At 46.5% G+C, this 10,778-nt stretch carries 12 protein-coding genes; 5 read left to right on the forward strand and 7 right to left on the reverse strand.

The annotated features are described in order from the left end of the window. Positions 1-93 precede the first annotated feature (93 nt). Together ACP2WE_RS19045 and ggt are read right to left on the reverse strand one after the other, a co-directional pair. On the reverse strand, positions 94-579 hold the full coding sequence (locus ACP2WE_RS19045; RefSeq protein ID WP_425217121.1) for a bilin-binding protein: 486 nt from the start codon (positions 577-579) through the stop codon (positions 94-96). Between the two features lie 112 nt (positions 580-691). Continuing rightward, on the reverse strand, positions 692-2,491 hold the full coding sequence (ggt, locus tag ACP2WE_RS19050; RefSeq protein WP_425217122.1) for a gamma-glutamyltransferase: 1,800 nt from the start codon (positions 2,489-2,491) through the stop codon (positions 692-694). 170 nt (positions 2,492-2,661) lie between these two features. Here ggt and ACP2WE_RS19055 point away from each other — a divergent pair, with 170 nt between their 5' ends. The 3 genes from ACP2WE_RS19055 to ACP2WE_RS19065 all read left to right on the forward strand — a co-directional run bounded on the left by ACP2WE_RS19055 (position 2,662) and on the right by ACP2WE_RS19065 (position 4,160). Further along, positions 2,662-2,880 carry a hypothetical protein gene (locus tag ACP2WE_RS19055; RefSeq protein ID WP_330485093.1) on the forward strand — a complete coding sequence of 73 codons (219 nt, stop codon included), beginning with the start codon at positions 2,662-2,664 and terminating at the stop codon, positions 2,878-2,880. Between the two features lie 144 nt (positions 2,881-3,024). After that, positions 3,025-3,366 (forward strand): SdpI family protein, encoded by a 342-nt coding sequence (locus ACP2WE_RS19060; RefSeq protein ID WP_425217123.1) that lies wholly within the window; start codon positions 3,025-3,027, stop codon positions 3,364-3,366. A gap of 218 nt (positions 3,367-3,584) precedes the next feature. Continuing rightward, positions 3,585-4,160, forward strand: a complete 576-nt coding sequence (locus ACP2WE_RS19065) for a cold shock domain-containing protein (protein ID WP_425217124.1) — start codon at positions 3,585-3,587, stop codon at positions 4,158-4,160. A 138-nt stretch (positions 4,161-4,298) separates the two neighbouring features. Here ACP2WE_RS19065 and ahcY read toward each other — a convergent pair whose 3' ends face one another. Both ahcY and ACP2WE_RS19075 read right to left on the reverse strand, forming a co-directional pair. Further along, on the reverse strand, positions 4,299-5,600 hold the full coding sequence (ahcY, locus tag ACP2WE_RS19070) for an adenosylhomocysteinase (protein ID WP_425217125.1): 1,302 nt from the start codon (positions 5,598-5,600) through the stop codon (positions 4,299-4,301). 181 nt (positions 5,601-5,781) lie between these two features. Then, complete coding sequence (locus ACP2WE_RS19075; RefSeq protein ID WP_425217126.1) at positions 5,782-6,132, reverse strand: histidine triad nucleotide-binding protein; 351 nt, start codon at positions 6,130-6,132, stop codon at positions 5,782-5,784. Between the two features lie 140 nt (positions 6,133-6,272). Here ACP2WE_RS19075 and ACP2WE_RS19080 point away from each other — a divergent pair, with 140 nt between their 5' ends. Further along, positions 6,273-8,765 carry a CmcI family methyltransferase gene (locus tag ACP2WE_RS19080; RefSeq protein ID WP_425217127.1) on the forward strand — a complete coding sequence of 831 codons (2,493 nt, stop codon included), beginning with the start codon at positions 6,273-6,275 and terminating at the stop codon, positions 8,763-8,765. 187 nt (positions 8,766-8,952) lie between these two features. Here the strand turns inward: ACP2WE_RS19080 and ACP2WE_RS19085 are convergent, their stop codons facing one another. The 3 genes from ACP2WE_RS19085 to ACP2WE_RS19095 are packed head-to-tail and all read right to left on the reverse strand — an operon-like array spanning position 8,953 to position 10,254. After that, a complete protein-coding gene (locus ACP2WE_RS19085; RefSeq protein ID WP_425217128.1) occupies positions 8,953-9,567 on the reverse strand; it encodes a helix-turn-helix domain-containing protein in 615 nt (204 codons plus the stop codon). 49 nt (positions 9,568-9,616) lie between these two features. After that, a complete protein-coding gene (locus ACP2WE_RS19090) occupies positions 9,617-9,985 on the reverse strand; it encodes a clan AA aspartic protease (protein ID WP_425217129.1) in 369 nt (122 codons plus the stop codon). After that, complete coding sequence (locus tag ACP2WE_RS19095; protein ID WP_425217130.1) at positions 9,982-10,254, reverse strand: hypothetical protein; 273 nt, start codon at positions 10,252-10,254, stop codon at positions 9,982-9,984. Before ACP2WE_RS19095 ends, ACP2WE_RS19090 begins: the two co-directional genes overlap by 4 nt. A gap of 323 nt (positions 10,255-10,577) precedes the next feature. Here ACP2WE_RS19095 and ACP2WE_RS19100 point away from each other — a divergent pair, with 323 nt between their 5' ends. Then, positions 10,578-10,727 carry a hypothetical protein gene (locus tag ACP2WE_RS19100; RefSeq protein WP_425217131.1) on the forward strand — a complete coding sequence of 50 codons (150 nt, stop codon included), beginning with the start codon at positions 10,578-10,580 and terminating at the stop codon, positions 10,725-10,727. Positions 10,728-10,778 lie beyond the last annotated feature (51 nt).

A 10,778-nucleotide genomic window follows, 5' to 3' on the forward strand; every position in this document is an offset into this window, starting at 1 on the left:
ATAGGGGCAATCCCCCTGTGGTTGCCCTAGATATCGCGGGGTAACACAGGGGCGCTACCCCTACATAAGGTAATTTGTTTGTTGGAAATCTCCTTAAGACATCCCTTGGATCATGAAGTCAAAATAGGGTGCTGTGGTTTCAGCGTCTTCTTTGCTCAACAATGCCAAAGCAGCATCTTTGAGGCAACGGAGCGAATCAGCCATTCCACTGACTGGGACACCCAAGGAGTTGTACATTTCTCTTGCGCCTAGAATACCAATTTGGTCAATGAGTTCTTGGTCGCCTGCTAAAACGCCATAGCTGGCTAGGCGAACATACCAACCAAAGTCGCGCAAACACTGGGCGCGTTGCTTTTGTCCAAAGGCGTTGCCACCGGGGGAAATGTAGTCAGGATGGACTTTCCACAGTTCTGCACTGGCTTTTTTGACAATCTTATCTGCGTTTTCTGCAAGTGTTGTGGCGATGCGAATCCGTTGATTACCGGTTTTCAAAAAGTTATTGATACCTTGCAATTCACCCAATGTGGGGTAACGAAGTTCGTCGTCTGCTTTCGATAAAACTTGGCTTACTACACTCATAAATTAAGATGGTTTTTCATATTTTCATTCAGTTTACCAAAAGCGGTCTCAGCAGGATGTCCCAAACGATAAGATTTGCAGAAACGATCGCTTTACCTTAGTTAAGTTTTTATTAAAACCCTAAAGCTGACCCCTCTCGCCGAGGGTCGGCTGCCCCCTCAAGACTCCCATCTGCCTTGACTACAATGAGATTGGCATGTCCCCAGTTACTGCGCTCCTCGATTTTGTGACCCCTTTGCCGCAGATCGTCTAAGGTTTTGATATCTAAGCCCCAACGTTCTACGGATAGGCGATCGGGTAGCCATTGGTGGTGCAAACGCGGTGCAGACATGGCTACCCCAGCATCCATCCCATAAACCAATAGATGTAAGACAAGCTGTAAAACCTGCGTAACGATCGTGCTGCCGCCTGATGAGCCACAGGCAAATTGCAAATTTTGCCGATCGCGATCAAAGGCAATGACGGGGGTCATGCTCGATAGAGGCGTCTTTTGAGGCGCGATCTGATTTTTGGTTCCGCCGACTAAACCGAATAGGTTGGGTGTATTGGGGGCGATCGCAAAGTCATCCATTTCGTTGTTTAGCAAAATTCCCGTGTTTGGCACAACTACACTTGCCCCGAAGGGCCCATTCACCGTAAATGTTAGGCTGACAGCGTTGCGATCGCGATCGATTACCGTCAAGTGACTCGTATTAAGGGATTCGGTTTGCGGTAAAAATGCCAATTTCCCAATTTGTTCGTACCTTTCTTGGTCATCTTCCTTGACGCTCAGCTTTTGCAAGGCTTCTGGGTCGTAAATTTTTACTGCTTGGGAGGGTGTTGCTTTGTGTAAGTCAATTTCTTGGCGACGATGGGCAGCGTAGCGAGGGCTAATCAAGGCAGCAGTGGGGACAGCCACAAAATCGGGATCGCCGAGATGAATGGCGCGATCGGCATAGGCAATCCGAAATGCCTCAGTTAAGAAATGTAACGTGTCAGGATGATGCCAGCCAAGGGATTGCCAAATTTTGCCATCCCCTAACATATTTAAAATTTGTAAAAGGTGAACACCTCCCGACGAGGGTGGAGGCATCGAGCAAATGTAGGTTTGCATAAACTCACCGCAGAGGGGCGATCGCCAGATCGGTTTGTAGGCTTTTAAGTCTGACTTGGTAACGATCCCACCGCGATCGCGCATATCGCGGGCGATCGCATCGGCAATCTTGCCCGTATAAAAGTCTTGGGGGCGTCGCGCGATCGCTTCTAAGGTCTTGGCGAGGTCAGGCTGTTTGAGATATTCCCCAAGGGCGTAGGCTTGACCGTTGTGGGTAAACAATTCCTTAGCAGCAGGATTTTGCAGGATCGCCGCTTCCCGTAATTTTGCTAGCTCCACAAACCGCTGATTAACAGGAATACCTGCTCGTGCCAGTTGAATGGCAGGTTTGACCAAGTCTTGCCAAGCCAATTTGCCATGCAGGCGATGGACTTCGACTAGCCCAGCGATCGTGCCGGGGACAGCAACAGCTAAATGTCCGTTCAGACTCTGCCCTGCACGAACTTTCCCCGTTGAATCTAAATACATATCGGGGGTTGCTGCTAGGGGCGCACGCTCTCGAAAGTCTAGTGCCTCGATCGTCGGCTTAGAATTGTGACCCGCTTGGGAATAGAGCAAAAATCCGCCGCCCCCAATACCTGCGGAGAAGGGTTCTACCACGGAAATTGCCAAGGTTGTCGCCACAGCTGCATCTACGGCATTGCCCCCTTGACGCAAAATCTGCAAGCCCACTTCACTGGCAAGGGGACTGGCTGAAGCCACCATACTGGTTTGGCTGCGTTGGGGTAAGAGGGTGGCTTGGGTTGAAAAGAATGGGCATAAAGCGATCGCGACGATCGCACTCAAACCAACAGCGATCGCCCTAGAAAGGATCTGCATAGATTCAAAGCGGTTACAGTAGTATTTATTGCTTTGCTTCCTATACTAGAGTTGTTAAAGTCTGTAAGTTACTTAAAGCTTTATCATTTTGAGCTAGCCAAGTTACAGTTTTATCCAACACAAGTTATAGACTATTTGCTGAGTTCAACCCTAAATATCCCAAAACTGTTATGCCAGACGATAACGCCAGCGAATCCAAAAGCGATCGCAACGTAGAGGTAGATCCTGCTCTACTCGCCGAATTAGCGGAAGTTACCAACGATCCCAACCAAGTCATTGACATGGCAATTCGTCAGTGGTTACAAAGACGTGCGATCAAAGAGGCAGATAATTCTCGCCCTTTAACTATGAATCCTGTCGTGCCCCCCCGTGGCGAATGGAATGATTGAGGTCAATGGAATGCCTGAACAATTGCGATCGTTCCTTTACAAATCTTTAACGAGTTCGTGAATTCTTTGCGATCGATTCCTTACAGTAAGTTTCTGGTGACCTAGGCTTGATGAAACATCCTGTAACTTTTCCAAAGAATTTATATGGACGACTTTTTCCTAATCAATAGCTTGTTTTTAGGGGTAGGCTTGCTGTATGTGGGACTAAGCTTGCCATTGATTGCAGAAAAGATTAAACCCAATAACTGGTATGGTTTTCGCACTGCCAAAACCCTGTCTAGCCCTAGAATTTGGTATCCCGCAAATAAAGCGATGGGCTACGACTTGCTGATTGCAGGGAGTGTAGTTAGCGTGACTGCCCTAGTGATTTTAACAACTGGACGCAGCTTAGGACTTGTACCCGCAGGAATTATTAATGGGGTCGTTCTGCTTTTGACCCTTGCTGTAGCCGTCTTACATAGTTTTTCAGTCCTGCGTCGCCTCTGAGTTAATTCCAACTGTTAGGGGCGAAGCATTCACATAAAAATCTCAGCTTTTTTGCACAAAAACCTCCTAGGCGAACGCTTCGCTCTCTTGCCTATAAGACTATAGGTATAAACCACCGATATGGGGGTGCTATACAGTAAAATATCAGTTTAGATACGCTATTTTGCCATTTCACCTGCTTCCCTAGATGAGCAAGTAGGTTAACAGCGAGGTTGTTTATGAAGCCTGATTTGAACAAGGGGCAATTAATAAAATGGAATGACGATCGGGGCTTTGGATTTATCAAGTCTGGTGAAGGGGGAAAAGAAGTCTTTTTGCACATCAGCGCAGTCAAAACAACAGGTCGTCGCCCAAAAGTCGGAGATACTATTTTCTATGCGTTAATCACTGCGGCAGATGGAAGAATTCGCGCTTCCGATGCTTCAATTCAAGGTGTTGTTTCTCAATCTTCAACTACACAAAAACTAAAGCCTACGCCAACCAAGCGAAAAGTCAAGAAATTTCGAGTAATCGAAACTATCCTTGGTATTGGGGGGGTGGCTGCCATTGTGCTTTTTCAGATGCAGTTCAGACCTAATCGTTTGTCTACACCAACCTCTACGCCAATCACAGCGATCGCGACACCAAGCTGTGTTGTCAAAGGTAATATCTCGATTGCCACAGGGGATAAGCTTTATCATGTTCCGGGGATGGAAGACTATGATGGAACGATCGTTGATTCCGCAAAGGGGGAAAGGTGGTTCTGCTCAGAAGCAGAAGCAGTTGCAGCAGGTTGGCGCAAAGCTCCAAGGTAGCCTCATCAGCTCCAAAATTCAGTTGCAGCCGACGGTCGAAAACATCCCATCAAAATATTCACTGAAAAGCAAAAAGGGTGCATAAATGCACCCTTTTTGCAGAATTTAGTTTTTAGTTCAACGTGAAGAATTTAAAAACTATGTACCCACTGTCCATGAATTCATGTAAGTAATTTGATCGTCTGTGAGCGTGTCGATCGCAATGCCGATTGCTTGCAATTTCAATCGAGCGATTTCTTGGTCGATGTCATAGGGAATGGAAATGACACCTGCATGGAGCTTGCCTTGATTTTTGACGAGAAATTCACAGGCTAGAGCTTGGTTAGCAAAACTCATATCCATCACACTAGCGGGGTGTCCTTCTGCGGCTGCCAAGTTTACCAAGCGACCTTCGCCCAGAACGATTACGGACTTGCCAGACTTGAGCTTATATTCTTGGGTAGAGTTGCGGACAAAGCTGTTGGATACGCTTTGCTCGTTCAAGGCTACAAGGTCAATTTCTAAGTCAAAGTGACCAGAATTGCAAACGATCGCGCCGTCTTTCATTTGAGCAAAGTGTTCGCCGCGAATCACATGCTTGTTGCCAGTAACGGTGATAAAAATATCGCCGATCGGTGCAGCTTCAGACATAGGCAGGACGCGGAATCCATCCATCACTGCTTCGATCGCTTTGACTGGATTGATCTCAGTAACGACGACATTGGCTCCCATACCTCTAGCTCTAAGGGCAGCACCTTTGCCACACCAGCCATAGCCAGCTACGACGATGACTTTACCAGCCAGCAAAATATTGGTAGCGCGGATAATGCCATCTAAGGTGGACTGACCCGTACCGTAACGGTTGTCAAAGAAGTGCTTGGTTTCCGCATCATTCACAGCGATCGCAGGGAAAGTGAGCTTGCCATCTTTAAACATGGCATTGAGGCGAACTAGACCTGTGGTGGTTTCTTCGGTGGTACCGATGATTTCAGGAAGCTGATGGGCGCGATGCAATACAAGACTGGTGGTGACATCACTACCATCATCGATGATGATATTGGGTCGGTGGTCTAGGGCAATTTCGACATGGCGGTGATAGGTGGCATTGTCTTCACCTTTGATCGCAAATACGGGAATACCATAGTCAGCCACCAAGCAAGCGGCGACATCATCCTGAGTAGACAGGGGGTTACTAGCAATTAAGACAGCATCTGCGCCAGAGGCTTTAAGCGCGATCGCAAGGTTGGCCGTTTCACTGGTGACGTGACAGCATGCAGCAATGCGGATCCCAGCAAGGGGCTTTTCTGCGGCAAAGCGATCGCGAATTTGACGTAAAACAGGCATTTCTCGACCCGCCCACTCGATGCGTTGCTTACCCAATGGGGCGAGGCTGAGATCTTTGACTTCGTGCTTAACTGTGGTGTTTGCTTCGACAGTTGAGCGTACAGGTGTAGTTGTCATGGATTAGGTTTAGCGTGATTAAATTTGGACTGAGCTTAGAAGCGTTAACTTTTTGTTCTTCGACGAACAGTTCACCTAACAGTATAATTGCCTGTTACGATTCGGTAAGCGATCGCTTTACCTCATCCCAGAAAAAACTCGGTGACGACCCTCGACACTGACGCATGAATTGCCTCTACGATTAACCTGGCGGCCATTGCATAGCTCGTCCGCCTAGGATATGTAAGTGCAGGTGAAACACGGTTTGTCCGCCATTATCGCCATTATTAATCACCACGCGAAAGCCTCGATCGAGACCTTCATCTTTGGCAATTTTAGCCGCTACCAACAGCAAATGCCCCAACAGAGCTTGGTCTTGATCTGTGGCAACTGCCAACATCGGGATCGGCTGCTTGGGAATTACGAGAATATGTACGGGGGCTTGTGGCGTAATGTCTCGAAAGGCAAGAGCTAAATCGTCCTCGTAGACAATATCCGCAGGAATCTGCCGATTGATAATCTTGCTAAAAATAGTTTCAGGGGGCTGGCTCATGGGATCTCGGTAATTTTAGGCTGGTGATTTTAGGATGCTCTTTTAAAAATTTTAGCGATTTACGGCTCGATGCGATCGCAACTCCGATTTGAGGGGTAGTCTTGACATAGTCTCGACACACCCTAGAAGTCTTGCCAAGTATGCTGCATTTCTTTCTGACTGGCTATGCCATCCGCGAACATAGTTATTCTCGCTATGAGTTTTATAACTTTGAGCTAGCCAAGTGGGCAGAATACTACTTGAGTCAAAAAGTCTCTTTTCATCAGTCCAACTGGTGTACGGGGAAAGTCACAGAAAATCCCCAGGATATTCTTTTAGGCCATCCCACATGGGACAATCCCGAGCAAGCCGAAGCCTCAGGCATCGGACAGATCAAGTGTGATTGGGTCAAAGATAATGCCCTAACTCCCCAAGCTGCCTGTCATCCCAACACCTATATCATCATGCCCTGGGTTCCCGAATTTCCCCAAGAATGGGTTCCCAACTTGGTCAAGGTCGAAAGCCAACTTTTGGCGGTTAATAAAATTTTTACGCTCTGCGGTCAGGTTTGGTTCGATCGCACCCTCGCCAAAGTAGATGATTCTATTCAATCGCGAGTCAGGCACAAATTAATCCGTTCCAATATTGGGGTGGCCTTACAGAATTTCCCCTTTGTCAAACAGCAGTTCAATCCCATTGGCAAACGTCAAATGCTGCATGTCAGTACCCTCGGTTCATATAAGGGTTTTGATGTGACTTGCGAAAGCCTAAAAGGTCTAGACGTTCTACTCAATGTGGCGAGTCAGTCGCTCAAAGCCCCTCAAGGTATGGTGGATGTTCGCATTAACGATCGCCAATATAGTTTCAACTTTTTAGGTGGCATCAATAATGGCGACCCTAATCTAAATCAATGGGTTGTGAATACCTGTGACTTTTACATCCATACCGCCACACTGGACGCACAGGCAACCGCGATCTTAGAGAACTGTGCCAGAGGTTTAATTCCATTAGTCACACCCGAAAGTGGATTTGATTGTCCCGATGCGATTTTCTTGACCCACGACCCCGATCGCAATCGTCAGATTATCAAATGGGCTTTGAATCTGCCCGAAGCTGAACTACTCAGCCGCAGTCAAAAAATCCGCGATTATCTACTCCGAGAACATAACTGGGAAACCATATTTGACAAGGTTTGGGATGGCATTCAATCAGATATAGAAGTTCGCAAACATGCTTCTAGCAAATCTGGATTGGAAGCTTCGCAACCCCAATATTTTGACTTACAGGCAGATCTAGCCAATCGGAGTCAGTCAAACTCACTGGTGGAACAAATAGAGCAAGCGATCGCACTCCTCAGCGATGCTAAACCTCTAGCAGCTTTGGGGATTGTAGAAGCACTGTTAGCCAAGGATGCCACCCTGCAGGGTATACATTACCTCAAATCCCTATGTTTGAGAGCATCAGGACAGATCCCAGCCAGTCTCGCTGCTGTAGAAACCGAACTTGCCCTCAACCCCAGCCACTTTTACGCGGATGAGGCAATCAAAACCCTGAGGATTCTGGCAGACAGACAAGCGTATAAATCCCCCACCCATGAGCGAGTATGGGAGTCCAAGCTAACTCGGGACAACATGCTCCCAATCGAACTCGGCGCTCATCTTTATTCCTATAAGGGCATTCCCATGCTCAAGAATCCCTTTGACTTAGCACTCTATCCGCTCTTGCTTTGGGAGGTAAAGCCGCGATCGATTATTGAGATCGGTTCCAAATATGGCGGTAGCGCGTTATGGATGGCGGATTTGCTGGATAATTTCCATATTGATGGGCATATTTACTCTGTAGATCTAATTCCTGTGAATCTCGTGCGCAGCGATCGCGTCACGTTCCTTGGTGGTGATGGTCGTCGGTTGGAAACGGTGTTTTCACCAGAATTCCTCAAGGCTCTACCTCGTCCCTTATTGGTGATTGAGGATGCCGATCATACCTATGAAACCACATCCAAGGTCTTAGAATTCTTTCACCCCTATCTCAGACAGGGAGAATATATTCTCGTTGAAGATGGCATGACCTGTGAAGGTGCGCTTAAAGCATCAAAGGAATTCCTCGATACAAGAGGTGATGCCTATGAAGTCGATCGCAACTACTGCGATTTCTTTGGCACAAATGTAACTTGGAATATCAATGGCTATCTGAGAAAAACAAAAGATGCATTCCCAATAGAGACAGAATCAATTTCTCTAGATTTCCTACCCTTAAACGATATCAATCTAATTGTTTTCCCTGACTGGTCAGCTTCACCTGATGACATTCGTGAATCTCTCAGCCAAGCGATTCGACAGGTGCTTTTACACAGCGATCGCGGCGCAATTACACTCTTGATCGATGCCAGCGATACGGATGTAAACAGCGGGGATGAGCTATTAGCCGAGCTAACCATGAATCTGATTATGCAAGAGGATATCGATCTAGAAGAAGAACCTCAAATTGCTTTGATTAGCGACCTAAGCCCTGTTGAATGGCAGGTTCTGATCGGTCAAATTAACTCAAGGATTACAACTGATTTGGATGATAGAGAAAGAATTCAACACACAGGAGCCGAGAGCTTAAAAACAATTGCCTCAGAACAACTATTAGCAGTGCAATTTACCGAATAGCAATATCATTTTCAAAAAAGCGACGTCGCAGCTTTTTGAAAGGTCGCGCGTAGCTCATACCATTTTCAAAAAATGATGCAACGCATCTTTTTGAAAAGACCGCGCTCTGCGCGGAACACAAAATCCGATCTGTTGCAAATTCAAGAGAAATTGGTATCAGATGAATGGTGAGTAGGAACCTCAACATTCAAACTTGCTGAGGGTAGTGAATAATTGCTAGAAAGCGAATCGGCAGTTCAATCAAGCGTTCGGGCCCGTGAGGGATATCTCCTACAAAGGTTAGAGAATCTCCAGGTTCTAGAAGGTAAGTCTTTTGTCCGTGCCGATAATCTAGTTTGCCTTGCAACATATAAATAAACTCAATCCCTGGATGCTCAAAGGTGGGAAATACCTCCGATGCATCATCCATAGAGATTAAAAATGGTTCAAAATATTTATTGGGGCCTTGGTTATAAGACAGCAGATGATAGGTATGCCCAGATTTTGTGCCTCGCCGCACGACTTCCATTCCCTGTCCTTGCTTGATCAATTGCGCACCACCTTCGGGAGGATTGTAGTGACGAAAAAGAGTAGCCATCGAGACACCGAGCGCATTGGCAATCTTTACGAGGGTTTCGAGGCTGGTAGCAGTGAGTGCGTTCTCGATTTTAGAGAGCATTCCCCGCGAGATGCCAGATTTTTCGGCGACTTCAGCGATCGTCAGTCCATGCTTTTGGCGAAGGTCTCGGATAGTATTGCCTAGGTAACGCGCCAAACTGTCACTATCGGCGGAATGTTGGGATGAAATCGAATCTTCGTACATGATGTTGCCGCCAACCATTTTCTATCCAAATAACCTGAGAAATGACTTGTTAGACTTTGTGGAGTTCTACGTTACCTCCTTCAAAGACTTGAATTATGAGTTGATAGCCTTCCATCAATGACATTCCAACAAGAGGTTCTGAATCAGCCTCATCAATTGGGACAGTTAGATAATCTCCATCCCAAACTAAAATTGCTTCATAGACATTAAAAACACATTCACTACCATCACCGAGAATAGCGCGTCCTCTCCTTTTCCAACTCAAGTCCAACTGAGAAATCAAATCTGGAGGTAATGAAAGCCAACCATTAAAACCCGTGTCTACGATCGCATCTTGTGTGTAAACTTTTCCATCAGAACTACATATCGAAAGTGAGATAATCGGTTCAAAATCAGCGCTAACGATTCCTGCGATCATATGGCTCTCTTTGTGCGCCCACCAAATCGACGAACATATCGGGAACCAATACGGACGATCCAAATTTGTGCATCTGGATGACGTGCTTCAAGGCGATCACAAGCAGCTATTTCACTCGCATCAACTTCAAAGTCTTCAGTGTCAAGGTCGATCGCCACAATTTTGCCACGATTCCCTGACTCAACTCTTTGACGTACTTGAGTCTCATAAATTCGATCGCCCCGCTGGGCAAATTCTTCTTTACTATAGCGAGGTTGCAGAATCGCCATATGTTGACCTCTTTTCAGGATTAGCACCTGTAGGAATTATAGATCGAGATCGCAGGCTGGGAAATCACAAAAAAAAGCCCGAAGGAGTTACCCCTCGGGCTAGACGTTTGTAGATACGTCGCTAGTAGATCTATTGTTGCTTTTTCAAGGGGTTAGCTGTGCGATCGCGGTACTTATTTCCAGTGATTATTCCTGATGCTTTGTGCGATCGCGATCGCAGGTTGGGGAATCACAATAAAAAGCCCGAAGGAGTTACTCTTCGGGCTAGACGTTTGTAGATACGTCGCTAGTAGACTTATTGTTGCCTTTTCAAGGGGGTGGCTGTGCGATCGCGGTACTTATTTCCAGTGATTATTCCTGATGCTTTGTGCGATCGCGATCGCAGGTTGGGGAATCACAATAAACTGGACTTTGGACTAGAAAAAGAAAAAAAGGCAGCAGGTGCTTGGCACAAACTGCCAAAAGAGCAATGATCAATTAACCAAAATTGACATTGACAATAATGATTTTCCAGAAACTCCAAG

This window comes from Tumidithrix helvetica PCC 7403, from assembly GCF_965232925.1.
GTDB classification, from domain to species: Bacteria; Cyanobacteriota; Cyanobacteriia; order Pseudanabaenales; family Pseudanabaenaceae; genus Tumidithrix; species Tumidithrix helvetica.

Coding starts and splice junctions, on each gene's coding strand:
- ACP2WE_RS19055 (WP_330485093.1), top strand. CDS start 2,662: ATGCCAGACGATAACGCCAGCGAATCCAAAAGCGATCGCAACGTAGAG.
- ggt (WP_425217122.1), bottom strand. CDS start 2,491: ATGCAGATCCTTTCTAGGGCGATCGCTGTTGGTTTGAGTGCGATCGTC.
- ACP2WE_RS19090 (WP_425217129.1), bottom strand. CDS start 9,985: ATGATCGCAGGAATCGTTAGCGCTGATTTTGAACCGATTATCTCACTT.
- ACP2WE_RS19060 (WP_425217123.1), top strand. CDS start 3,025: ATGGACGACTTTTTCCTAATCAATAGCTTGTTTTTAGGGGTAGGCTTG.
- ACP2WE_RS19065 (WP_425217124.1), top strand. CDS start 3,585: ATGAAGCCTGATTTGAACAAGGGGCAATTAATAAAATGGAATGACGAT.
- ACP2WE_RS19085 (WP_425217128.1), bottom strand. CDS start 9,567: ATGTACGAAGATTCGATTTCATCCCAACATTCCGCCGATAGTGACAGT.
- ACP2WE_RS19045 (WP_425217121.1), bottom strand. CDS start 579: ATGAGTGTAGTAAGCCAAGTTTTATCGAAAGCAGACGACGAACTTCGT.
- ahcY (WP_425217125.1), bottom strand. CDS start 5,600: ATGACAACTACACCTGTACGCTCAACTGTCGAAGCAAACACCACAGTT.
- ACP2WE_RS19095 (WP_425217130.1), bottom strand. CDS start 10,254: ATGGCGATTCTGCAACCTCGCTATAGTAAAGAAGAATTTGCCCAGCGG.
- ACP2WE_RS19080 (WP_425217127.1), top strand. CDS start 6,273: ATGCTGCATTTCTTTCTGACTGGCTATGCCATCCGCGAACATAGTTAT.
- ACP2WE_RS19075 (WP_425217126.1), bottom strand. CDS start 6,132: ATGAGCCAGCCCCCTGAAACTATTTTTAGCAAGATTATCAATCGGCAG.